We start from the raw sequence: 26,050 nt of genomic DNA on the forward strand, positions 1-26,050 counted from the left end.
GAAAACGATTGTATCAAAATTTATTTAAAATTGTATGGAGTTGATGGAATGTCGCACCTAAACCTCTATACAACCGAAGAGCAAATGCTGCAGGGTTTACGCCTCGGCAGTGAAGAAGCTTTTGAAGTAATCTTCAAGAAGCATTGGCGTCCATTGTATAATCAGGCCTTCGCTAAAATTCAATCGCGCGAGGAAGCAGAAGAGATTGTGCAGAGTATATTTTCAACGCTGTGGGAGAAGCGCGATTCATTTCTTATCACCAATCTCTCTTTCTATTTGCAAACAGCCGTACGCAACCGCGTCATCAATCATATTCGTCAGAAGGTAACACAGCGGAAATATTGGGACTACTATAAGAATTTTATACCGCAGCAGAAAGAAGACACGGAGAACACGGTGATCTATACCGATCTGTCGGAAGCGATGGAAAATGCAGTAAGCAAGCTTCCTAAAAAATCACAACAAGTGTTCAGACTTAGTCGCATGGAAGGTCGCTCTACTTCCGAAATTGCCAACCGGCTTAAGTTATCCGAGAAAGCTATTCAATATCATCTCACTAAATCTTTGAAAGAATTACGCATTCAGCTCAAGGATTTTATACTCTGCCTGGCGCTGTTTATGGGGATGTAGGCACGCTTCATAAAATATTTTAAAAAATCTTCGGTAACGATTTAGGATGATTGAGGACAACTGTGTCTTTACAGTATTATTTTATGACACAGGAAGAATTCAGCAAGCTTTTGGCGCGGTATACTCGCGGTGAATGTACACCGCAGGAAGAAGAATTTATACTGAAGTGGTATGATACTGTCCAGGCATCGCACCCCGAAGCGGCTGATGAAAGCAGCGAAGCCACGGAGGCACGATTGTGGGCAAGCCTGCAGGTGAAGTTAAAACGTACAAAAAAATCATCATTTTATTATACCTGGCGTGTGGCAGCTGCTATACTGCTGTTGATGGCAACGGGAGCCGTGCTATACTTTGCTAACTACGGATTTACTCCGGCAGAAGAGTCGGTGGCCATTAACAATTTCGGTCAGAAATATACCGGTATACAACTCATCGAGAACAAAACAAATATACCTCACCGGGTAACACTTACCGATGGGAGTGAAGTAACATTGGAGCCCGGCAGCGAGCTTCGCGTAGCCTCTGAATTTACCAATAACAAACGCGAAGTATACCTTACCGGTGAAGCCTTCTTTCATGTAAAGCGCGATACGTTACGACCGTTCCTGGTATATGCCAATGAAGTAATCACCAAAGTGCTGGGCACAAGTTTTACAGTAAAAGCATACAAAGATGCCAAGCAAACCACCGTAGCGGTAATGACCGGTAAAGTTTCTGTTTCTACCAACCCTGAAGTAATTCAGAAAAAACATACCACGCAGGAAGTTATACTTACGCCCAATCAGGAGGCCGTCTATAATCGCGCCATCAATAAAGTAACAAAGAAACTGGTGGATGTGCCACGCATTGTGCTGGAGAAGCCTACACTTTTTGAAATGAAGTATGATGCTACACCCGTGTCCAAAATTTTTGAAGTATTGGAAGAGAACTATGGTGTAGAGATAATCTATGATGAAGACATTCTTTCAGAGTGTTTTCTCACTACGTCTATGTCAGACGAAGGACTATATCAACGAATTGAAATTATCTGCAAAGCTATCGGAGCTGAATATAAAATTCAGGATACAACCATTACTATAACCGGTAAAGGATGTCAATGAAATTAAGCCTTGTAAAAGATGTTAAACTAAACCCTCTTACTATGCAATAGAAGTCTAACTAACCCCACTAACAAAAAAAAATGGGCTAATGATGCTGGTACCATCATCAGCCCGTCACGCATGCGCAGGACAAACCTGCGCACCATCTAGTTTTTGCCTATTGTCAAACAAAAACATTCTAAGGTATGAATAATAAACCTAAACCTTTTAGAAAAGCATTCCTATTCTTTATGAAAATCACCGTAATCCATATGATGATCAGTTGCGCAACGATCATGTTCGGTTATGCGGTCGATACAAGTGGTCAGGAAGTTTTAAAACGTAAGGTGACCATCCGGGTAGAAAATGCAAAAGTAAAATCAGTTCTTGCAACGATTGAATCCGAAGCCGGTGTAAAATTCACCTATCGCCCACGCCTTTTAAAGAGTATTGAAAATGTAACGCTCAACGTTGCAGATACACCTTTGGAAGAAATATTAACGAAAGTATTTCACCGCTCGGTGGAGTATGCAGTGATCGGTAAACAAATTGTATTGACCGAAGTTGCCCCCGAAGAAGAGCCGTTGCGTACAGAAACCAAAAACTATAGCATCATCGCTATACAGATAACCGGTACTGTAAAAGATGAAACAGGACAGCCATTGCCCGGAGTAAACGTGTTGGAAAAAGGTACATCCAACGGAACTACTACCGATGCTGATGGTAAATATTCACTCGATCTGATAAGCGATAACCCTACTGTTGTATTTTCCTTTATCGGGTATGCAACACAGGAAGTTGCTGTTGCCGGTCGCACTGCAGTTGATATAACCTTGAACGCAGACACGCAGACACTCGATGAAATTGTAGTAGTGGGTTATGGTACGGAAGAGAAACGGGAACTTACCAGTGCTGTTGTTTCTGTAGGAAATAAAGAAATGCTGCAAGGTGCGTTTAACAGCCCGCTGCAGATGATCGATGGTAAAGTAGCAGGTCTTACGGTCTCAAACCCTGCAGCCGGAGATCCGAACCGTGGTACCGATGTACAAATCCGCGGTGCATCGTCATTCAAAGCCGGTAACGCTCCGCTGATCATTATCGATGGTATGCCGGGTGGCGATCTTCGAAATGTAGCGCAGCAGGATATAGAATCAATTACTGTATTGAAAGACGGAGCCGCTGCAGCGATCTACGGATCACGCGGTGCCAACGGTGTTATATTGGTGCAAACTAAAAAAGGTAAAGCCGGTAAAGTATCCATTACGTACGACAGCTATATTGAACACGATGCTGTTGCTGCAAGACCCAATATACTTTCAGCGGATGAGTTCCTGGAACGCGGCCGTGATACAGATCGCGGTGCACGCACAGACTGGTATGATGAATTGATTCGCGACAATAACATCGGACAGAACCACTTCCTCGCAGTATCCGGCGGTAATGAAAATACGACACTCCGTATCTCTACAAACTATCGTACAAAAGATGGTATAGATATAGCATCCGGAAGAAAGGAGTATGGCTTGCGTACAAACTTTGTACAGCGCGCACTCGATGGTTTCCTGGAACTCGGTGGAAATATATCATACCGTGTTGCTAATGAAGATTTGCTTGGTACAGATTTCGGAAATCCGGTAAACAACTACGGAGCGTTCCAGCAGGCAGTAAAACTGAATCCTACCATTCCGGTAATGGATCCGAACAACCCGGGCTTCTATAACAACCTGCAAGGGTATGATACATATAACCCGGTACAGGCACTAAAGACTAGAGACATTAGAGCTGAACGCGTTTACTCTATATTTGACTTCAATGTAAAGCTGAATTTACTGAAGAACCTGAGCACCGAAGTAAAACTCGCTCGCCAGGCGCAAGACATGTTGCTGAAGGAATACTATAGCGGTAAATCTTCGGAGTCAATCAACGGTGGCTTTACTGGTCGCGCACGTTTACAAGACGAACGCTGGACAGACTATACATTGGAGTGGATCGGTAACTATAACACCACCATCGATCGCCATGATATAAAAGTACTGGGAGGTTATTCTTACCAGGAATTCAACAACGAAGGACACTGGTTACAGAACAGACGTTTCCCTTCGGATGCATATAGCTATAACAACATCAGCGCAGGTAACTATGGTAACGGACTTGCCATCAACATGTCGGATGTGATGGACTCCTGGAGAAGCAAGGAAAAAACAATTGCCTTTTTAGGACGTCTTACCTATAGCTACGATGATCGCTACTATTTAATGGGATCGTTCCGCTACGAAGGTAATACCAAGTTCGGTCCGAATAATAAATGGGGATTGTTCCCTGCTGTATCAGCTGCATGGCGCATATCTTCGTTGCCTGCTGTACAGGATGTAGACATCATCAACGATCTGAAGTTACGCGTGTCGTATGGTGTAACCGGTCGTGCTGGTTTCGATCGCTATACTTCTATGGCTAAGTATCAAGGCTACGGTCGCTATCAAAACGATGAGGGCCAGTGGATACAGGTATATGGTCCGGGTAACAACTACAACCCTGACCTTCGCTGGGAAAAACAGATCTCTTACAACGTAGGTCTTGACTTCGCCTTATTTGATAGTCGCGTAAGCGGTAGCATCGATGGCTTCATTCGTAAAGGAAGTGATCTGATCAACGACTACCTCGTGCCTGTACCTCCATACCTGCATGACCGTATGTTTGTAAACGTAGGTACGCAGAGTGCGCGCGGTGTTGAATTGACATTAGCATGGAATGCCATCAAGTCAAATGACTTCAGTTATACTATAAATCTTACCGGATCCTATACCAAGTCGCGTATGGATAAATTCGGAGATGACAAGTTCAAGGCAGACTTCCGCTATATGGGCGATCTTCCTTCACCGGGTAACCCTGGTCCTGCATACCGTCTCGAAGAAGGAACCGAGATCGGAAGTTTCTGGGGGTATAAATATGCCGGTGTGGATGAAGATGGAAAAATACTCATCTGGAAAAATGCAGAAGTTGGTGGTGAAGCGATTGTAGCTTCTACACAAGCTGATGCAAACCGCGATAAGACCTATATCGGTCATGGTATGCCACGCTATGAATTATCATTCGGTAATACCTTCAGCTATAAACGATTTGATCTGTCGCTCTTCTTCCGCGGCCGTTTCGATTACCAGATCATGAATCTATACCAGATGTACTATGGTTTGCAGGCTGAGCCAAACGTAAACCTGCTGGAAGATGCTTATGGTCGCAACGGACACATCACCAGCGGAAAAGTAATTACTGATTACTTCCTCGAGGATGGCGATTACTTCCGACTGGAGAACATTACACTTGGTTGGTCTCCTCGTGTAGGACAGGGTAAAATCAGCAGCCTCCGTATATACGGTACTGTGCGCAACGTGTTTACATTATCTGGTTTCACAGGACTTGATCCTGCCGCCATTGGTGTAACCGGTCTGGAGCCAGGTATGGGCAGTCTTAACGTATACCCTGTTGTACGCAACTTCGCACTGGGTGTGCAGGTTGGTTTCTAAGTACGATCCTATAAATCTATTTATGAAAAGTATGATGAAAAATATATTGCGCTATACGTTGCTTATTACAGTAGTAGTAGCATCGTCATGTACAAACCTGGATGAAGAAGCATTTGATGTATTGCCTGCAGATGTATACTACCAGGACAAGAACTCGGTTATCGCTGCCCTGGTTCGTCCATACGAGCATGGACACTGGTGTGGATGGGATGGCGACCGCTGGTTGCTGCAGGAGTTAACAGCCGATCAGTTCGTATGGACACAAAAAGGAAAACACGGATATGATGATGGTAATTGGATACGTCTGCACAACCACGCATGGAACCAGGATCAGGGGCAAATTTACGGAAGCTGGACAGGACCATATCAAGGTATAGGACAGTGTAACATATTGCTTCGCGATCTGCAAAAACTCGATTACCCTACACTGGGATTAACCGAGACCGAGAAAGCTCAGCATATCGCAGAGATCAGAACACTGCGTGCTTGGTTCTATTTTTTCCTGATCGATTTCTTCCGCAGTGTACCGATCGTTGAAGATGTAGAGACCATCAAAGCTCAATCAACACCGGAAGAAGTATTTGCCTACATCGAGAAAGAGATCAAGGAATCTTTACCGGGTCTTCCGAAGAATGCGCGTTCAGGTCGTTGGGACCAGGGCGGAGCAGCTTCTTTGCTCGTGCGTTTATACCTCAATGCAGAGAAGTGGGTAGGTACTGCTAAATATACCGAGTGCGCTGAGTATGCACAGGCTATCATTGATGGAGAGTATGGTACATACTCCATCGATCCTGATTACAAAGGCCCATTCCGTTCGGGTGTGAAAGGATATAAATCTCCGGAGAATATATTCGAGTTTCCGCACGCGAAGAATATATATGAGTTCGGTTGGATGTATAACGCCATGATGCACTACCAGGCACGCTATTCATTGGACAATGACTGGGGTGGATGGAATGGTATACATTTAACACCTTCGCTTGATCTCGAAGGCGATGAGCTTCCTTACGCATTGGGTAAACCGTACGAGAAATTTGCGGATACCGACAAACGCAAGCAGCCGTTCCATACAACAGCAACCGGTGGTGAGTACGAAGGCTTCTTCCTGATTGGGCAGATGTATGAATTCGACAAAGTAAAAGGCTATGGATACGACAGCACGAAAACTGTAAAAGGTACAGAAGAGTGGAATGGTCAGCCGTTGAAGTTTGTCGATCAGGTTGGTCGTTTCTCCGAAAAACCAAATGGTCGCTGGGCGGAAGGTTCACACGTAAATACGGGTGAAGAAAACTCCGGAGTACGTCTGCTCAAATTTCCGTGGTTGCCCATGTCGCAGAACTTATTTCAGTTCAATGCTGCGCCAGAGATCAGACTTGCTGAAATATACTATTCATTGGCCGAGTGTAAATATAGAGCAGGCGATAAAGCCGGTGCTGCTATATTACTGGATGCAGTGCGTGAAAGAAATTTCGATGCTGACGACTGGGACGATCAAAGCTACGAAGCTGATCTGGCCAGGTTAACCGACGATGAATTTATAGACGAGCTCGGAAGGGAATTTATAGGCGAGCGTCACCGCAGAACCGACCTCATCCGCTGGAACCGTTTCGGTGCCGAGTGGTGGGACAAGCCTGCCGATGGTGCCGATAAATCGATCTTCCCGATACCGAACCAGGCTATAAATGCCAACCCGTTGTTAAAGCCGAACGGAGCAAACTAGGTATATATATATAGTATACAATTTATAGAGCTCTCTCACATAGGTAAGTGAATTGGGTTAGTTGTGAAGCCGCTTCCAGCAATGGAGCGGCTTCTTTTTTTTCGTGCGGAGCACGGAATCGTGAATTTCAACCGTTTACAATGCATATTTTTAGACGAAAAGTGTAGAAGATACCGTTAAAGCGTTGTAATTTGTTTCACGATTGTTGATTTGATGTCCTGGACCCCTAGACCTAGATTCCTCATGAATAAACTCAAAAATTATTCTGACCAAGATCTTATCGACTTACTGAAGCAGCAGGACATCGCTGCGTTCGAAGAAATTTATAATCGCTACTGGTATAAATTATATGCTACGGCTTACAAGCGTATTCAGTCGCGCGAAGCAGCTGAAGAATTTGTACAGGATATATTTACCAGTCTCTGGATAAACCGCGATCTGGTGCATATTAAATCATTGTCTGCCTATCTTTTCACAGCTGTTAAGTATAAAGTCATCAACCACCTGCACCATGAAGGTATACGCAAGCAGTACGTTGATCTGCAATTAAGAACACAATCTGAAATAGATAACTCCACCGAAGAACTTGTGCTTGTAAACGACCTGCATGTTTCGGTAGAGAAAGAAATCAGCAAGCTTCCACCCAAATGCCAGCAGGTATTTAAACTGAGTCGTCAGGAGAATCTTACCATGAAGCAGATCGCTTCGCAATTGGGTATATCCGAAAAGACGGTGGAACATCAATTAGGAAAAGCACTCCGTGTATTGAAAATGAATATCAAGCAACTGGTTGTGCTCGTGCTCTCTTCCATGGGGTTATTCTGATCATCAACCGTACTTTCAAAATTTTTTTTCAGGTGCTATAGGGGAGTGCTTCCGTCTGCCTGACTATCTAGTAAGAGGCCGATTAAAACGATTGAAACTATAAATCGTTTTGGTAACACCCTGAACCCATGAAAAGAATTACGCCCGAACTTTTGCAGAAATACCTGCAGGGAAAATGCACGCCTGAGGAGAACGAGCTCGTAAACGACTGGTATACTTCCTTTGATGAGTCGGCAGATGATGATGGCAGGCTCCTGGATCTGGAGCAACGCGAGCAGCTAAAGCAAAAGATGCTGTTGCAGATTCGCGATAACCTGGCTGCAGCCGGGCAATCCATCGCCAACGGAAAAAAGCAGAGTAAATATAGGTCTGTTGCTTCTACACTCTATAAAGTGGCAGCCGCGGTTACGTTGCTGGTGGCAGCCGGTGTAGGTATACTCTATAATAAAAATAAGAACAACCTGCAGGCAACGGCCCCAGTGCCTAAGCGCACCAGTATTACCGCGCTTAGCAATACAACACAATCTATACTTCGCCAGGATTTATCGGACGGTACCATTGTATGGCTCAAGCCCAACAGCAGTATAGAATATCCTGATATATTTAACGAAGCATCGCGTACCATTCAGTTAAAGGGTGAAGCATTCTTTGATGTGGCGCGCGATGAGCAGCGCCCCTTTATCGTTACTACCGGTAACGTAATTACCAAAGTACTCGGCACAAGCTTCAATATAAAAGCCTATAACAATGCTTCTACAATAGAAGTATCCGTCATGAGCGGGAAGGTCGCTGTCCAAATGAATCCCACCGATGCACCGGCTGTACCGGATAGTCCCGAAGAAGTATTCCTCACACCGAACGAACGTGTTACCTATGTAAAATCAGAAAACCGTTTGCTCAAGGAAGCACCGCTTCAATTGCCGGAGTTATCGATGTGGCAGCTAACAACCATCGAATATGATAACGTACCGGTAGAGCGTGTACTGCGCATGCTGGAAAAGAAATTCAATGTCTCAATACAGGTGCGGAATACAAACCTGAATAACTGTTTAATACGTGCAGACTTTACCAATCAGAACCTGGCAGATATACTGGAGATGCTAAGCCGTTCGATTGAAGCAACGTATGAACTGAACGATAACATTATATACCTCGATGGAGCGGGGTGTGTTAATTGAATACAACCACTTAACCAAATCCTAACGTATGCAAGAGTAAATCTATACCCCCTAAAAAGAGATTAGGAGTGATTGCGGCACCCCTAATCAAAAACTAAATGTGCCCCTGTTTCAGATGTGGAAATCAGGATGGGGGCATCTTGTCTCATTTGTAAAAACGAAACAATCAAAATTATGCAAGAGATTTTACAAACGCACATCAACCTCAGCAAAATTATGCGAATTACGTTGAGCCAGATTGCCGTTATGTTGATCCTGACGGGCATTTCCCGCGCGGAGGTCGGCAAAGCACAAAGCCTCTTAGATCGGAGCATTACCCTTACGGTCGAAAGGACGAGTCTGAGCAAAGCACTGGATAAAATAGAAAAAAGTGCTTCTGTTCGGTTTGTGTACAGCAAGAACTTTATCTCCATAAAGGAAGAAGTTTCCTTTCATGCCGAGAAAGAAAAACTGGAATCGGTTTTGAACAGACTGCTCGGTCCGCTCAATATCCGGTACCAGGTAATAAAAGATCGCATCGTGCTGAACAAGGTACGAACAGCCGATGAAGAAGAAGAAGAAACCACTGCGGAAGAGACTTCAGCTATACTGGCACCGGTTGCTATAGCAGGCCGCGTAGCCGATGCGGAAAACCAGCCACTGCCGGGTGTTAACGTATTGGTGAAAGGCACCACGATAGGAACCACAACCGATGCAGATGGTAAATATAGTCTCGAAGTGCCCGATGGAAATACTACTCTTGTATTTAGCTTTATAGGCTATATTACACAAGAAGTAGATATAGCGAGCCGTACTACGGTTGATATTACACTCGTAGCCGATGTACAGCAGCTATCAGAAGTAGTGGTTGTGGGATATGGTGAACAAAAGAAAGAGACTGTTACTGGGTCGGTTGCCTCGGTAAAAGGATCAGACCTTGTTAAATCACCCGCAGTAAATTTAACAAACTCCATAGCAGGCCGCATGCCCGGTGTTATTGCGGTGAACCGCAGCGGTGAGCCAGGTTACGATGGTTCCAGCATTCGCATACGCGGATCAAATACATTGGGAAGTAACGATGCGCTGATTGTAATTGATGGTATACCGGCACGTGCGGGTGGTATAGAGCGTCTTAACCCTGCGGATATAGAAAGTATATCGGTATTGAAAGATGCATCTGCGGCTATCTACGGATCGCGTGCTGCCAATGGAGTTATACTCATCACGACCAAGCGTGGTAAAACCGGTAAACCGGAGATACTATATTCCTTTAACCAGGGATGGGCGCAGCCAACCGTTGTACCCGAACTTGCTGATGCGACTCAGTTTGCTGAAATGCGAAATGAACTGGAGATATTCAATTTACCGGTAGACGAATGGGCAGCAGCCAATACAGCATTCAAACAAACCGGTAGCTATACCCGTCCGAATGGGACAGTAGTGGATGCTCCCTATACTCCGGATGATTTTCAAAAATTCAGAGATGGTTCTGATCCCTGGGGACACCCGAATACCGATTGGTATGGTGCTACATTAAAAACATGGTCGCCACAGTCGCGCCATAATTTACAGCTCACCGGTGGTACAGAAAATTTCAAATACCTCGCATCACTCGGCTATCAGAACCAGGATGCATACTATAAGAATGCAGCAACCGGTTACAAGCAGTATGATATACGCGTTAACCTCGATGCCAACATAAACAAGTATATAAAAACAACCATCGGTATATTAGGTCGCCAGGAAAACAGGTTCTACCCTACACGCAGTGCAGGTGCTATATTCAGAATGCAGATGCGCGGTATACCTACGCAACCGGCTTACTGGCCAAACGGTTTACCCGGACCGGATATCGAGAACGGTGAAAACCCGGTTGTAATTACTACGAACCAAACCGGTTATGATCGCGATACGCGTTACTATGTACAAACCAATGGATCTGTAGATGTAACGATACCGTGGGTAAAAGGATTGAAATTTACCGGAACAGCTTCCGTTGATAAATATGTAAAGCGTACCAAGAAATGGGAGATACCCTGGTATTTATATACATGGGACAAAGTATCGTACGAAGCGGATGGCGTTACACCGAAATTATCCAAGGGACAACGCGGTCCTTCTGAGCCACGCCTTACACAAAGCGATGAAGACCAGCTAAACGTATTGCTGGGCGGTATCATTACCTATGAAAAATCATTCAATGATCATGCTGTTACCTTTCTGGCCGGTACCAACCGCGAGACCATTGATAACGACTACTTCAATGCATACAGACGCTTCTTTATTTCATCATCAGTCGATCAGCTGATTGCCGGTGGTAATGCCGAGCGAAATGCAAATGGTGGCGGATGGGAAAGGGCCCGTATCAATTACTTCGGTCGCGTTGCCTATAACTACAAGGAAAAATACCTGTTGGAATTCCTGTGGCGCTACGATGGCTCCTATATGTTCCCGGAAAATACACGCTATGGTTTCTTCCCGGGTATAATGGGCGGATGGCAGATATCTGAAGAAGATTTCTGGAAGAACAATGTAAACGTGGTAAGCTACCTGAAGCTCCGCGGTTCATGGGGACAATTGGGTAACGATCAGATATACTATGATGTAAATGGTAACGGTGTTATTGACGGTGATGAATTGCAGGAGTACCAATATCTTTCTACCAATGCTTTCAGAAGCTATATCATCGGTGGACAGGAAGTAGGAACTATATATGAGACACGCGTACCGAACCCGACCGTTACGTGGGAGGTTGCCAACAACTTCAACCTCGGTCTGGAAGGTGCATTACTTGCAGGAAAGATCAACTTCTCGTTCGATGTATTCTGGAACAAGCGCAGTAATATACTCTGGCGCAAGAACGCATCCGTACCACAAACAACCGGTATGACATTGCCTGCTGAAAATATAGGCAAGGTAAATAACAAAGGTTGGGAGTTCCAGGTTGGTTACAACGGACAGGTTGGTGAACTTTCATACAACATCAGCGTGAACGGTGGTTATGCCCAGAACAAAGTTATATACTGGGATGAAGCACCCGGTGCACCGGAATGGCAACGCACTACCGGACGCCCGATGTATACGTACCTCGCGTATCAGTACGATGGTGTATTTGCAACCGAGGAGGACATTGCTGCTGAGACATTGGATTACTCGGCTATCACCAATACACTTCGTCCGGGTGATATGAAGTATAAAGACTATAATAATGACGGAAAGATTACGCCAGACGATCGCGTTCGTAACGACCGCACCAACATTCCGCTCTTCCAGGGTGGTTTAAATATAGGGGCGCGCTATAAGAACTTCGATCTCTCTATATTATTCCAGGGCGCTGCCGGTGCGCAGGTATATGTGAGTACCGGTGAATCCGGAAGTATTGGTAACTTCCTGCTGGATGTATACAAGAACCGCTGGACCATCGATAACCCGAGCAGCGAACATCCGCGCATTGCCGACCGAAGCAATCAGTACTACTCGAACAATAACACCTATTGGTTAAGAAGTTCAGACTATATCCGTTTGAAAAACCTCGAGCTGGGCTATACCATTCCATCTACATTGGCAAGCCGTGTAGGCATAGGAAGCCTGCGCGTATATGTCAATGCACTGAACCTGCTCACATTCGATAAGTTCAATGTATTCGATCCGGAATCAACCGGTGGTACCGGCCAGTATTATCCGCAGGCAAGAATTCTGAATACAGGTTTAACGGTAACATTTTAAACAACCTTATCCATGAAGAATATGATAAAGCGTAGCACGATAGCGTTTGGAACGATCATCGCTTTGTTTACCATTGCAGGTTGTAGCGATGACTTTGTAAACACCAAACCTCTGAACGAAGTACCGTCTGAAGATGTTTGGAAAGATCCGGGGCTTGCACAAGCCTTTGTTACCGATATATACAACGGCCTGGGTAATGGCGGATTTGATGAGCAGATGCTCGCATCCCTTACGGATGAAGCTATATTTACCCATCCCGGTCGCGGTATCAACACAATAACGGAAGCACGTTCCAACCCGGCCGATATAGGTTGGGTGAACAATACGTTGAACTGGACCAACATGTATCAGCGTATACGTGCGTGTAACCTGGCCATTGAAAATTTAGCAACACCTCAATTTGAAAATACAAGTTCGATCGAAGCAAATGTGTTAAAAGGAGAAGCATATTTTATGCGCGCTTATTTCCACCACCAGTTGCTGCGTTACTACGGAGGTATACCGATTGTAGACAGAACTTATAAATTGGGTGAAGCCGATTATACAATTGAACGGAATACATTTGCAGAATGTGTTGATTTCATTGTAAGCGACTGCGATCAGGCTGCACAATTGCTGGATGGAAAAACCATGGCAGCCGGAAGAACATCGCGCGCAGCAGCGCTCGCGCTGAAAGCACGTGTGTTACTATACGCAGCCAGTGATCTGCACGATATGCCTACAGCTTCTGCTAACTCATCTGATATAGCTGGTTTTTCAAACCCTGAATTACTGGGCTATACCAGCGGAACACGCGAAGAGCGTTGGCAGCGTGCCAGAGATGCAGCGAAAGAAGTTGTTGATCTGAACAGCTATGCCTTTGGTTTTGGATTGGTAGCTCCTGTTACCGCTACAGAGGGAACATCCAACTATTCAAATATAGCCATGGCCAGAAACGGTGGTGAAAAAGAGTTGATCTTTGCCCGCTATTTCATCAATGCAAAAGATGAAGGTGGTGCATGGGTTGGTCGTAACAACGGCCCGAATGGTTATCACAACTGGGCAGGTAATACACCAATACAAAACCTGGTAGATGATTATGAGATGATGGATGGTACCGAGTTCGATTGGAACAATGCGGATCATGCAGCAGCTCCCTATACCGATCGCGATCCGCGCTTCTATGCAACCGTGCTATATGATGGTGCTCCGTGGAAACCACGCACCGCTGATGCGGCCGGTAAAGATCCATACAACCAGATACAGACCGGACAGTATCAGATCGTAAACAGCTCCGGCAGTGTGGTGTCTTATTTCGGATTGGACACCCGCCAGAGTTCCATTGAAGACTGGAACGGTACACGTACCGGGTACTATATGAAGAAATTCATTGATCCGAATCCGGCTATCGTTGATCAGAATACACGCCAGCAAGTGCCGTGGCCATTCCTGCGCTATACCGAAGCTGTGCTGAATTATATAGAAGCCAGCATCGAATTAGGTGAAGAAGCCGAAGCAATATTGTGGTTAAACCAGATACGCTTCCGGGCGGGTATGCCTGCCGTTGCGGAGACCGGTACAGCGCTGCGTGACCGCTATCGCAATGAACGAAGAGTAGAACTTGCCTATGAAGAACACCGGTATCACGATGCGCGCAGGTGGATGATAGCACCTGAAACACTCGGGCAAAAAGCAGGACGTATCAATATAACGGCTACGTTGAAGGCTGGAAAAGATGTACGCATCTATAAATACGATCCGGATAACTATAACTATAAATATGAACCGTTGAATATTGATCCGGGTATTGAAAACCGTGCGTGGCTTGATAAGATGTACTATCTGCCGATTCACCGCGATGAGATAAACCGTAACAATAAATTAGTTCAGAATCCGGGATACTAATTCGTCTGAAGTAGACTATATTTAGAATCTATACTCATGCGTGCAGCGTGGGTATAGATTCTATATGTTTAACTACATCCTGACTACTTTGAAACGCCCATCCCACCAATACCTGCTGGTATTCATAATATGTATATGTATAGCAGGCTGTCGTGATACAACGCAACCAAACCAGGAGGCACCTGCGAAGCCGGCACCTGAAACCCTCTTCAGGTTATTGCCACCGGAAAGTACGCACATCAATTTCAGCAATACACTTACCGAAGGACTCAATACGAACGTATTGATCTACGAATACTTTTACAATGGAGGAGGTGTAGCTGCAGGCGATCTCAACGGAGACGGTCTTGACGATCTATACTTTACGGCAAACATGGCTGCAGACAAGCTATATCTCAACCAGGGCAACATGCAGTTTACGGATATAACACAGGCCGCCGGCATTGCCACACGTAATGGTCCGTGGAAAACAGGTGTTACCATGGCCGATGTAAATGGTGATGGCAAACTGGATATATATGTTTGCTACTCCGGTAACCTGCGCCCCGAAAGACGATTGAACCAGCTATATATCAATACCGGTAATGATGCGAAGGGCATTCCGCAGTTTAAGGAGGAAGGAAAAAAATATGGATTGGACAGTGATGCCACCAGTACGCAGGGATATTTTTTCGATTACGATCGTGATGGCGATCTCGATATGTTCCTGTTGAATCACAACATCAATGCGCTACCCGTTTTGAATGAAGCCAATACAGCAAAGATGTTACATGAAGAAGACCCGGTAAGTGGCGTACGACTATATCGCAATGACAATAATTACTTTAAGGATGTAACGGCCAAAGCCGGGATCAGTTCCACTGCACTCACGTACGGACTGGGCGCAGGACTTGCTGATCTGAACAACGATGGCTGGAGCGATATCTATATCAGCCATGATTACAACGTACCCGACTATCTATACATCAACAATAAGAATGGAACCTTTACCGATAAACTGAAATCCGTAGTCGGTCACACATCCAATTTTTCAATGGGTAATGATATAGCCGATATCAACAACGATGCACAGCCGGATATATATACCCTGGATATGCTACCGGAAGACAATCGCAGGCAAAAGCTTTTGATGGCACCCGATAACTATGGAAAGTTTGATCTGAACGTTCGCATTGGTTTTCATTACCAGTATATGCGCAACATGCTACAGCTGAATAACGGCAATGGAACGTTTAGTGAAATTGGTCAGCTTGCCGGAGTGTCCAATACCGATTGGAGCTGGGCAACGCTGCTGGCCGATTATGACAACGATGGATGGAAAGACATCTATGTAACCAATGGCTACCTGCGCGATTTTACCAACCTCGACTTTGTAAAGTATATGGATAACTATATAAAGCAGAAAGGAAGATTGATGCGTGAAGATGTGCTGCAGCTCGTGCATCAGATTCCGGCTTCCAATGTTACCAACTATATATTTCGCAATAACGGTGATCTCACCTTTAACAAGAATAATACAGCCTGGGGCTTTACGCAAACATCCAACAGCAATGGTGCCGCGTATTCGGATTTGGACAACGATGGCGACCTGGATATTATCGTCAATAACATCAACGCTCCGGCATTCATCTATCAAAATGATGCCGTGCAACGCACAAAACATCACTACCTGAAAATTAAACTACAGGGTGCCGGTAAAAATACGGTTGGGCTGGGCGCCAGAATAATTGCACGGGTTAAAGGTAAAACGCAGGTGGTTGAGCAAATGCCATCACGCGGGTATCAATCTTCGGTATCGCCTGTGTTGCACATAGGGTTGGGTGATGAGGCAATGATTGATTCGTTGCAGGTAATCTGGCTTTCGGGCAAGCAGCAACTTTTGCAGCAGGTGAAAGCGGATCAGGTATTGGTGGTAAAAGAGAAGGATGCAGCCGGTAAATATATACCGGCAGTCACACCAAAACCAATCTTTACGCAAACACAAAGACTTTCGTTCACGCACCAGCAAGACTATATCAACGATTTTAAGCGGCAATCGTTGATGGTAAATCCACTGTCGTTTAACGGCCCTGGGTTGGCAAAGGCGGATGTAAATAGCGATGGTCTTGAAGATATATATACCGGTGGAGGCGTGGAGCAGGCCGGTGAGTTGTTCCTTCAGCAGAAGGGCGGCAAATTTATCCGGAAAGCACAACCTGCATTTATTGCCGACAAAGTATATGATGATACCGATGCGATATTTACCGATGTAAATGCCGATGGCCATGCAGACTTGTACGTATGCAGCGGAGGGTATCATCACTTTGAGCCGGATGCTGATGCGTTGCAGGATCGTTTATACATGAACGATGGCAAGGGTAATTTTACAAGGGCTGCAGATGCTTTACCCATCATGCACACCAGTAAAAGTTGCGTGCGCGTTAGCGATGTCAATGGTGATGGTGCCCCTGATCTTTTTGTGGGCGGTCGTGTTATACCCGGACGTTATCCTGAAACACCGGAGAGTTATTTACTGATCAACGATGGCAAAGGTAAATTTACCAATGCCATCGCATCATGGTCACCAAGCCTGCAAAATATAGGTATGGTTACCGATGCAGCCTTTACCGATCTGAATGGTGATAAGAAAAATGACCTGGTTGTAGTAGGCGAGTGGATACCGGTAACCGTATTCATAAATGAAAATGGTAAACTTGCTGATCGGACACGCGATTACTTTTCGAAATCCTATAGTGGTTGGTGGAACAAAATTGTGACCGGAGATTTTAACCACGATGGTAAAACTGATTTAGTGATTGGTAACATCGGACTCAATTCGCAATGCAAAGCCAGTGATGCAGAGCCTGCCGAAATGTTTTACAAAGATTTTGACAACAACGGTTCTGTCGATCCTATTCTGTGCTCCTATATACAAGGCAAGAGCTACCCGTATGTAACACGCGATGAACTGCTGGAGCAGATCGGTTCGAAACGAAAGCGTTTCCCCGACTATAAAAGTTATGGCAATGCAACCCTCACGGATATTTTTACAGCCGAAGAACTCGCTGGTGTAAAAAAACTTTCCGCCAACTATTTGCAAACGGTATGCTTTCTGAGCGATGCACAGGGAAAATTCCATGAAAAAACGTTGCCGGTGCAGGCGCAGATGTCACCCGTTTATGTAATTATTCCACTAGATTACAACGCTGATGGCAAGGAAGATTTAATTTTAGGAGGCAACATTAACCACGCGCGATTGAAATTCGGAAAGTACGATGCTAACTACGGCATGTTACTACAGGGTGACGGCCAGGGCAATTTTAACTATATTTCACAGCAACGCTCGGGCTTCAGGCTTACAGGTGATGTACGCAGTGCAGTAACCGTGGGTAACGCGATAATCTTTGGCATCAACGAACAACCCGTACAAGTATATTCTCATCAATAGTTTCAGATATATAGTTCAGACGTAAAAATGATAAGCACGTTTATTCGGAAAAGTTTCACGCTGGTATGGCTGGCGTGTATAGCAGTGGGCTTCACGGCCTGCGATGATTCATCTACACCACGCATTCTTGTATTTACCAAAACCGCAGGATTCTATCATGAATCGATTCCCACCGGTGTAGCGGCCATTCAAAAGCTGGGGAAGGAAAATGGATTTGAAGTAGACACAACACGAGATGCACACATCTTTACAGAAGATGAACTGAAGCGCTATAAGGCTGTAATATTTCTCAGTACAACCGGTAATGTTCTGAATGCTGATCAACAAGTGGCGTTCGAGCGATATATACAGGCCGGTGGAGGTTATGTAGGCATTCACGCAGCGGCTGATACGGAATATGATTGGCCGTGGTATAACAAACTGGTGGGCGCGTATTTTCTCAACCACCCGAACAACCCGAACGTTCGCAGTGCTGCGATGAACGTGGTGGACACCACACACCTTGCAACGAAGGGTCTACCCGCCCGCTGGGAGCGTACGGACGAATGGTATAACTATAAAAGTATTTATACTGGTATTAATACGCTGATCCTGCTGGATGAAGACAGCTATGATGGCGGAGAAAATGGTGATAATCACCCGATCGCCTGGTATCATGATTACGATGGTGGTCGCGCCTTCTATACCGGTGGCGGCCATACAAAAGAAACATATAGCGAACCGTTGTTTCTGAAGCATCTGCTGGGCGGTATACAATATGCAATGGGTGCCAATGTAAAATTGGATTATGCGAAAGCGTATGCCGTAAAATCTCCGGAAGAGAATCGCTTTACCAAGACAATCCTCAGCAACGATCTCAACGAGCCTATGGAACTTGCTGTTACTCCTGACGGACGCGTATTTTTTGCTGAACGTGCCGGTAAATTCTATGTATACCAGCCTTCGGATAATACGACTAAGCTCGTGCACCAGTTTACAGTAATGCCCGACAACAAAGAAGGCTTTGGTAACGGCTTGCTGGGTGTGACCCTCGATCCCGATTACGAGAAGAATAACTATATCTATTTCTTTTATACTCCGGATACAAAACCTGCGCATCAGAATGTATCCCGGTTCAAGATCGGAAAGGATAATGTACTGGATCTGAAATCTGAAAAAGTCTTGTTGCAGATACCGCTGGAGCTTGAAGTAAGTGCCCACACAGGCGGCTCACTCGCCTGGGATAAAGACAAGAATCTATATATATCTACCGGTGATAATACTGTACCGTTTGCCTCGGATGGCTTTGCACCAATCGATGAAATACCAGGTCGCATTACCTATGATGCACAACGTTCGGCTGCCAACACCAACGATCTTCGTGGAAAGATATTGAAGATACATCCGGAGGAAGATGGAACGTATACTATACCAGCCGGTAATTTATTCCCGAAAGGAACTCCGCAAACCCGTCCGGAGATATATGCGATGGGGTGTCGCAATCCCTATCGTATATCGGTTGATCTCGCAACAGCTATAGTATATTGGGGCGAGATCGGTCCGGACTCGGGTAATGATGGTGCACAAGGTCCGCGTGGTTACGATGAGATCAACCAGGCAAAGACTCCAGGCAATTATGGATGGCCGTACTTTGTTGGTGATAACAAAGCGTATCATGAATTTGATTTTGCAACGAAGTCGGTAGGTGCGTTGTTCGATCCAAACAAACCGGTCAATACTTCGCCCAACAATACTGGTGCAAAAGAATTACCACCCGCACGCAAGGCAATGATCTGGTATCCATACGATCGCTCGAATGAATTTCCGGATGTAGGTGCCGGAGGACGCAGTGCTATGGCCGGCCCGGTATATCACTACGATGCTGATCTCAAGTCCAATACTAAATTTCCAGAATACTTTGACAAGAGCTTGTTCATCTTCGACTGGATGCGCAACTGGATATATATAGTACGCCTCGATGCGGAGTATAACTTTAAGCGCCTCGAATCGTTCATGCCAAAAACCGGAGATTTCAGAAGACCGATCGATATGGAAGTAGGACCGGAGGGTTCGTTTTATCTGCTGGAGTATGGTTCGGTATATGGTATCGATAATGTGGATGCGCGTTTGGTTCGTATCGATTACAACGGAGGCAATCGTAAACCTGAGGCACGTATAGCGAGTAAAGACACCGTTGGACTGGCTCCTTTGAAAGTAAATTTCAGCAGCAAGCCCAGCGTTGATTTTGATGACGATGAACTTACCTACGAATGGCTGATCGATGGAAAGAAAGTAACAACTACCAACGCAGAATATACTTTTGAAAAGAACGGAGTCTTTAATGCAATATTAAAAGTTACCGATCCTTCCGGAGAAAGCGATAGCGATACGCTGCAGATCCGGGTAGGGAATACGCCTCCAGCCGTAGCGGTTACAACTGCTGACAACACCACGTTCTTTTTTGACGATCAACCGCTGCTATACCAGGTATCCATCCGTGACAATGAGGATAAAGTAATAGATCCGGCCGGTACATTTATCGCGTTGAAATATATACCCAGGGTAGGACAGCAGATCGGACATCAGCAGATATCGTCCTTCAATCTCGGTAAATCGTTGATGGAAGGCAGCGATTGCAAAGCGTGTCACCAGATCAATGGTAAATCGGTAGGACCAGCATTCACGGAAGTAGCGAAGAAGTATCAGGCGGATAAAGAGAAGGCCGTGATAAAACTTGCCAATAAAGTAATTACCGGTGGCGGTGGCGTATGGGGCGATCATGCCATGAATGCACACCCGCAGCTCTCGCGTGAAGATGCTTCGGCAATTGTTCGCTATGTTCTTTCATTAAATGACAAGCAACAAGCCGCAACTCTTCCGACTTCCGGAACGGTAACATTCAAAGAACATAAAGACAAAGATGCGCGCGGTCGTTATGCACTCAGCGCAATATATACCGATCAGGGCGGCAACGCAGTGCCACTCTCCGGCAGCGATGCACTTATATTAAGACCAGCACGTGTGCAGGCAGAAGAAGCAGATATAGTTCGCAATATCAACCGTGATGATAATTACCTTGGCAGCATTCACCATAAATCATTCTTTGTCTTTAAAAATATTGATCTGAAAGGCGTGAAGCAGTTAACCTATCGCTACTCGTCTAAAGAAATTGGCGCGACTATTGAAGTGCATGTTAACTCCGTAAGAGGACCGATTATCAGTACCTTGAATTATGAATCTACCGGAGACTGGGAAAACTATAAAGAAATCACTACGCCTATACAAGATCCCGGAGGAAAGAACGATCTTTACTTTGTATTCAAAAAAGATCAAGCGCCCAATCGCCACATGTTTTCTGTGGACTGGATAGAATTTAAACGATAAACTTTGCCGAACTTTAACCAGAAGAAAGATATGAGTCAAAAAACATCACGCAGAAGCGCCATTATGAAAATAGCCGGATCAGCAGCGGTAGCGGCCGCAGGAGTGTCGCTAACCCATCGCCTCGAAGCAGCGGAAGCTGTGCTGGAGGGAAATCTGAAAGGAAAAGTAAATCACTCCGTATGTCGCTGGTGCTATAGCAGTATACCACTGGAAGATCTTTGCAAGGCTGCTAAAAATATAGGACTTGCTTCCATTGAATTGACCGGTCCGGAAGAATGGCCGCTGTTGAAAAAATATGGGTTGACATCTGCTATGCCGTGGGGTGCCGGCAAAGGAATTACCGAAGGTTTTAACAACCTAGCATTGCACGATGAACTTGTAAAAAGCTATACTGACATTATACCTAAAGTAGCTGCAGCAGGTTTGAACCAGATCATCTGTTTCTCCGGTAATCGCAACGGACTTGATGATGAAAAAGGAATTGAAAACTGCGCGATCGGATTGAAACGTCTGATGCCAATTGCCGAGAAGTATAAAGTCACCATGTCCATGGAACTGCTCAACAGCAAAGTAGATCACCACGACTACCAGTGCGATCATACCGCATGGGGTGCAGCACTCTGTGAAAAAGTAGGCTCTGAAAATTTCAAGTTACTTTACGATATATACCACATGCAGATCATGGAAGGTGACGTAATCGCTACCATCCGCAAATTCAACAAGTATATATCACACTATCATACTGGTGGTGTTCCGGGCCGTAACGAGATCGATGAGACACAAGAGCTCAACTACCCGGCCATTATGAAAGCCATTGTTGAAACAGGTTTCAAAGGCTTCGTAGCCCAGGAATTTATACCGAAGCGCGAAGACAAGATTGCCTCGCTGAAACAAGGAGTAACGATCTGCGATGTAGCTTGATTTTTAGAAGTAAGAATATAAAAGGCAGTGATTTTTTATCACTGCCTTTTTTGTTTGAAGCATTTCGTTCTTACTCGAGGCTTCTTACTTCAGGATTTTCTTTCTTCTTTGGATCCATCATCTCCATTAGTTTCAGTCCAAGCAATCCGTCCATCGAGTTACCGCTGGCCCCTCCACCGATCAATACATCCGGAATGAGTTTGATATGACCTTTGGAAAGTTCTTCCGTGATCTTATACCTTGTAAAGTTTTCGCCACCCAGTGCTTTTACGGCAAGCTCGTAGGCTTCTGCGGTGGACTTACCAATGGCAAGTATTTTCTCCGCTTCCGCATTACCCGTTACCGAGATCTGTTCAGCTTGTGCAGAGGCTTTCAATTTGAGAGCTTCTGATTCTGCCTGAGCGCGTGCCTTGGTAGCTTCTGCTTCAGCGTGTGCACGTAGTTTTGTAGCTTCAGCCTCGGCACTTACCGAGAGCTTTACACTGGCTGCATCACCTTCTGATTTTTTAACTGCGGCACTTGCAGTACGTTCAGCGATCTCAACACTTTGCTGGGCACGTACTATATCTTTCTGCATATCGGCAATAGCAGTTTCTTTCTCCATACCTTGTCGTGTCTCCTGCGCTTTCTTTTGTGTATCGTACGTTACCTTTTGCTCTTCAGCAATCTTACGATCCGTCAAGGTTTTCATCAGCGACTCCGGAGGAACTATATCTCCGATCAGTGTATCGACTGCGTTCACGTTATATTCATCCAGTACTTTTTTAATATGAGACTTCGCAGATTCCTGCCGCTCTTTGCGTGTACTCAGGAAGGCGATCACGTCACTGTCCTGCGCAGAGTTACGGAAGTAGTTACCAATTGTAGGTTCGAGCACTTGTGATACCAGGTTTATCATGTTACCGAAACGTGCAATTACCTTGGGTGCTTCCGTAGTGGGTACGTGAATGATCTGTGCTACATCCAGGTTGAATGGGAAACCATCTTTAGAGCGAACAGTAATCGTAGATAAATTTTTATCCAGGTTGTGTGCTTCGCTTCGAGCGCTTGCCCAGTTTAATACCAGGTTTGTAGTAGGTACAAGTTCTACTTTCATAGTGTATGTGTTGATCGGATATTTACCGGGACCCAGTGGCTCAAGCCATACACCTTTGTAACCTTTCTCTACAATGTTACCGTGTTTGAATTCAGCACCGGTAAGATCGTGTCCATCCTGACCTATATAAGATATAACCACACCTACGTATCCAATCGGAATCTCTGTCATAGGTATCTCTTCTACCAGAACAGCCCACGGATTCAGGTTATAAGAACCGGCAAGTATAACCTGGGGTTGCAGTCCTCGATTACCTCTGTTCATGATAAACTTATCGAAGTCCTGAAAATTATTGTGACCATCAATAGCAACACCAGCTATCTGTCCCGGTTCAATTGGCAAACCGTCCAACGCAGTAACGATCCCTACTCTGCTCTCCTGTATGCGTATCATATCCGTGATCGATACCTGGAACAGTAATGTATTGATACGATAGGAGCCGGCCGTGATATACTCTGCCTGGCGACCGCGTTGCCCGCCATTGTTCAGAAACTGTTCTGCATTCTGAAAGTTATCGCAGTCAACCTTTTTGCCGAGTATATTCCCGGTAGGAATTTCAGCTCCGTCTTTTGCCAATACAAGACCAATCTTTCCTTCAGGTATAACCGTAAAAGGTTCCATAGTAACTTCATACTGCCATACCCACATTCCAAAGTATAAACCGGGAGCGAGTGTTTGTGCCTGAAAGCCGGCTTCACCTTGTATAGCTATAATTCGCCCGCCTGGTAATTCTCTGTGTTCACCCAACAATACGAATTTTTTGGTAACAAGTCCGATTCTGTCTTCCGGCACGATGACCATACCGAACAAGAATCGCAATACAAATTTATATAGTATTATACAGGCCACTAATAGACCAATCAATACATAACTTAAAACAGGATTTTCCATAATTAGAATTTTAATGATTTTGGTTAGAGTTTGTTTAGTTAGTTTTTTAAAGGATATAGATATACATAGTCAACTGCTGCAGTGCAGTATAGCTTTGATTTTTTGGAATACATGATGAGGCTGAGGGAGCGGAGGCTTATAAGGGCGAAGTTAAATATATCGGGCTTATATGAATTCGTAAATCACCGGCTTAAAGCCATTTTCAAGAGGAAGGAATTCGATCTACATTTTCGTTTCTGAGTTCTGCATAAATAAACTTCTATTGCTATAGGAATGTTACGTTATTCTGGTTTTTATTTTTTTGTTAAGTCAGCGTACAGGATGTAACTATTAATAAACAATAGAATCAATATATAGTGAGTTTATATATACCTATATTTTTATGATAGAGAACCGTGAATAATCAGAATAATATATACTTTTTTCAGACAGCAGCGGAATAAATACGGTGTCTCGGAATACATAAAACTTGCTAATGTTTGTCCGATAGTAGTAATGACAGATTGGAACGATTCAAAATCGATTGCATTAACTCAGCCGGTTCCTTTGTGGCGATACAAACGATGGCTGCTAGTCGTGCGTGAGCCACTTGAGTATGAAAATCTACATCAGAACCAAGCGAAAAGCGCGGAGCTGGCCGGCATAGTTTTAGGAAGCTATAAGGGTGAATAAATGCAACAATTATGAAAAAGATCATATTAGCTTTCGGCGCAGCTGCCATGTTCAGTGTGGCAACTGCTTATGCACAGGCTCCGGCTCCACGCGCAGATTCGGTTAGAGATCCGATCAAACAAGGCGATCCTGCACCGGACAATGTTCCTACACAGGCAACCTATACCAAAGATATGGTTCGCATAAACAGTAAAGATATACCAGCTTCATTGCGCAAAACATTATCAGAAGATACTTATAAAGGATGGGAGACGGCTAATCTGTATAAAGATAAATCCGGTAACGGCTATATGCTCGAATTCCAGGATCCACTCAAGACCAGACTATATCGTTTCGACAAAAACGGGAAACTTGTAAAAGAGAAAACTTCACGGGATGTCGATTGATCATCCCGCAGCTTGGGCAATTAACCCACCGACTTTTGCAGAGACAGGAATTTTTACTGCCTCTGCAATAGCTCGGTCAGACATTTTCTTCAATGTCTTTTTCAGGATGTCTATTACTTTGGCATCATCATGCAGTGCAGCAAAATCTTCGAGGTAATACTGTACAAACACCAGGCAGATTACATCTTCCAATAATTGAGTATCAGCATTAGTCTGCAATTCTTTTTTCAGCAACAGAAATTTTACTTTCTCGATTGTTTCTAAATCATAACGGCAGCTTGAAAGAATCTGATCGGCAATTTTAGCATGATGAAATTTTTCAGCGTTACGCCATTGCAGATAACCTTTTTTATCCATCGGGTACGAGCTGCGCGGAATCTCCCAACGCCCTATATGTTGACAGCGTGCCGCCAACTGTAAATATTCAGGTGCACCCGGAGCAAATTTATTCAACCACTCCGTCATGCGCTGACCGTATAATAATTCTTTCGGATAAGATACACCACCTACAATTTCCGTATGCGGATCATTCGCATTGTACGCATCAAATGTAGTAAAGGCAGTTTCTAAGCGTTCGTTTAAGGACATAGTACAAATATACTCTTTTTGCGGCTGCAGGCTACAAGCTGCTGGCTGCAAGAATTAGCTTGTCGATCCCTAAAAAAGGTTGACCGTTTTTTACTAATCAAACCATCGGACAAACATGAACCTGGGGTTCTGTTTCCGGGGTAAAATCAGTACGACTTGATGTC

14 protein-coding genes are annotated in these 26,050 nt (G+C 44.8%); 12 read left to right on the forward strand and 2 right to left on the reverse strand.

What is annotated here, in order from left to right; all coding sequences use genetic code 11:
* Positions 1–48 precede the first annotated feature (48 nt).
* The 11 genes from ACFQ21_RS30460 (at position 49) to ACFQ21_RS30510 (ending at position 22,253) form a co-directional block, all read left to right on the forward strand.
* Entirely contained in the window at positions 49–630 is a 582-nt protein-coding gene (locus ACFQ21_RS30460; protein WP_377586636.1) for an RNA polymerase sigma factor, read from the forward strand.
* 83 nt (positions 631–713) lie between these two features.
* Complete coding sequence (locus ACFQ21_RS30465; RefSeq protein WP_377586638.1) at positions 714–1,730, forward strand: FecR family protein; 1,017 nt, start codon at positions 714–716, stop codon at positions 1,728–1,730.
* 230 nt (positions 1,731–1,960) lie between these two features.
* Entirely contained in the window at positions 1,961–5,230 is a 3,270-nt protein-coding gene (locus ACFQ21_RS30470; protein WP_377586640.1) for a SusC/RagA family TonB-linked outer membrane protein, read from the forward strand.
* Between the two features lie 31 nt (positions 5,231–5,261).
* Positions 5,262–6,950, forward strand: coding sequence for a RagB/SusD family nutrient uptake outer membrane protein (locus ACFQ21_RS30475; RefSeq protein ID WP_377586642.1), 1,689 nt, complete (start codon positions 5,262–5,264; stop codon positions 6,948–6,950).
* 243 nt (positions 6,951–7,193) lie between these two features.
* Positions 7,194–7,775, forward strand: coding sequence for an RNA polymerase sigma-70 factor (locus tag ACFQ21_RS30480; protein ID WP_377586644.1), 582 nt, complete (start codon positions 7,194–7,196; stop codon positions 7,773–7,775).
* Positions 7,776–7,903: 128 nt separating this feature from the next.
* Positions 7,904–8,953 carry a FecR family protein gene (locus ACFQ21_RS30485; protein WP_377586646.1) on the forward strand — a complete coding sequence of 350 codons (1,050 nt, stop codon included), beginning with the start codon at positions 7,904–7,906 and terminating at the stop codon, positions 8,951–8,953.
* A 174-nt stretch (positions 8,954–9,127) separates the two neighbouring features.
* Positions 9,128–12,658 (forward strand): SusC/RagA family TonB-linked outer membrane protein, encoded by a 3,531-nt coding sequence (locus ACFQ21_RS30490; RefSeq protein ID WP_377586648.1) that lies wholly within the window; start codon positions 9,128–9,130, stop codon positions 12,656–12,658.
* Between the two features lie 21 nt (positions 12,659–12,679).
* Positions 12,680–14,542 carry a RagB/SusD family nutrient uptake outer membrane protein gene (locus ACFQ21_RS30495; RefSeq protein ID WP_377586670.1) on the forward strand — a complete coding sequence of 621 codons (1,863 nt, stop codon included), beginning with the start codon at positions 12,680–12,682 and terminating at the stop codon, positions 14,540–14,542.
* An 88-nt stretch (positions 14,543–14,630) separates the two neighbouring features.
* On the forward strand, positions 14,631–17,969 hold the full coding sequence (locus ACFQ21_RS30500) for a VCBS repeat-containing protein (RefSeq protein WP_377586650.1): 3,339 nt from the start codon (positions 14,631–14,633) through the stop codon (positions 17,967–17,969).
* A 27-nt stretch (positions 17,970–17,996) separates the two neighbouring features.
* Positions 17,997–21,332 (forward strand): ThuA domain-containing protein, encoded by a 3,336-nt coding sequence (locus ACFQ21_RS30505; protein WP_377586652.1) that lies wholly within the window; start codon positions 17,997–17,999, stop codon positions 21,330–21,332.
* A gap of 30 nt (positions 21,333–21,362) precedes the next feature.
* Positions 21,363–22,253: a hydroxypyruvate isomerase family protein gene (locus ACFQ21_RS30510; RefSeq protein ID WP_377586654.1), complete on the forward strand. Its 891-nt coding sequence runs from the start codon at positions 21,363–21,365 to the stop codon at positions 22,251–22,253.
* A gap of 70 nt (positions 22,254–22,323) precedes the next feature.
* Here the strand turns inward: ACFQ21_RS30510 and ACFQ21_RS30515 are convergent, their stop codons facing one another.
* On the reverse strand, positions 22,324–24,240 hold the full coding sequence (locus ACFQ21_RS30515) for an SPFH domain-containing protein (RefSeq protein WP_377586656.1): 1,917 nt from the start codon (positions 24,238–24,240) through the stop codon (positions 22,324–22,326).
* A gap of 683 nt (positions 24,241–24,923) precedes the next feature.
* On the opposite strand from ACFQ21_RS30515, the gene ACFQ21_RS30520 reads away from it, so the two are divergent.
* A complete protein-coding gene (locus ACFQ21_RS30520; protein WP_377586658.1) occupies positions 24,924–25,298 on the forward strand; it encodes a hypothetical protein in 375 nt (124 codons plus the stop codon).
* Here ACFQ21_RS30520 and ACFQ21_RS30525 read toward each other — a convergent pair whose 3' ends face one another.
* Complete coding sequence (locus tag ACFQ21_RS30525; protein WP_377586660.1) at positions 25,299–25,886, reverse strand: DUF4202 domain-containing protein; 588 nt, start codon at positions 25,884–25,886, stop codon at positions 25,299–25,301.
* Between the last annotated feature and the right edge of the window lie 164 nt (positions 25,887–26,050).

The sequence above is a fragment of the Ohtaekwangia kribbensis genome, from assembly GCF_042676245.1.
Taxonomy (GTDB): domain Bacteria; phylum Bacteroidota; class Bacteroidia; order Cytophagales; family Cyclobacteriaceae; genus Ohtaekwangia; species Ohtaekwangia kribbensis.

Coding starts and splice junctions, on each gene's coding strand:
- ACFQ21_RS30460 (WP_377586636.1), top strand. CDS start 49: ATGTCGCACCTAAACCTCTATACAACCGAAGAGCAAATGCTGCAGGGT.
- ACFQ21_RS30465 (WP_377586638.1), top strand. CDS start 714: ATGACACAGGAAGAATTCAGCAAGCTTTTGGCGCGGTATACTCGCGGT.
- ACFQ21_RS30470 (WP_377586640.1), top strand. CDS start 1,961: ATGAAAATCACCGTAATCCATATGATGATCAGTTGCGCAACGATCATG.
- ACFQ21_RS30475 (WP_377586642.1), top strand. CDS start 5,262: ATGATGAAAAATATATTGCGCTATACGTTGCTTATTACAGTAGTAGTA.
- ACFQ21_RS30480 (WP_377586644.1), top strand. CDS start 7,194: ATGAATAAACTCAAAAATTATTCTGACCAAGATCTTATCGACTTACTG.
- ACFQ21_RS30485 (WP_377586646.1), top strand. CDS start 7,904: ATGAAAAGAATTACGCCCGAACTTTTGCAGAAATACCTGCAGGGAAAA.
- ACFQ21_RS30490 (WP_377586648.1), top strand. CDS start 9,128: ATGCAAGAGATTTTACAAACGCACATCAACCTCAGCAAAATTATGCGA.
- ACFQ21_RS30495 (WP_377586670.1), top strand. CDS start 12,680: ATGATAAAGCGTAGCACGATAGCGTTTGGAACGATCATCGCTTTGTTT.
- ACFQ21_RS30505 (WP_377586652.1), top strand. CDS start 17,997: ATGATAAGCACGTTTATTCGGAAAAGTTTCACGCTGGTATGGCTGGCG.
- ACFQ21_RS30510 (WP_377586654.1), top strand. CDS start 21,363: ATGAGTCAAAAAACATCACGCAGAAGCGCCATTATGAAAATAGCCGGA.
- ACFQ21_RS30515 (WP_377586656.1), bottom strand. CDS start 24,240: ATGGAAAATCCTGTTTTAAGTTATGTATTGATTGGTCTATTAGTGGCC.
- ACFQ21_RS30520 (WP_377586658.1), top strand. CDS start 24,924: ATGAAAAAGATCATATTAGCTTTCGGCGCAGCTGCCATGTTCAGTGTG.
- ACFQ21_RS30525 (WP_377586660.1), bottom strand. CDS start 25,886: ATGTCCTTAAACGAACGCTTAGAAACTGCCTTTACTACATTTGATGCG.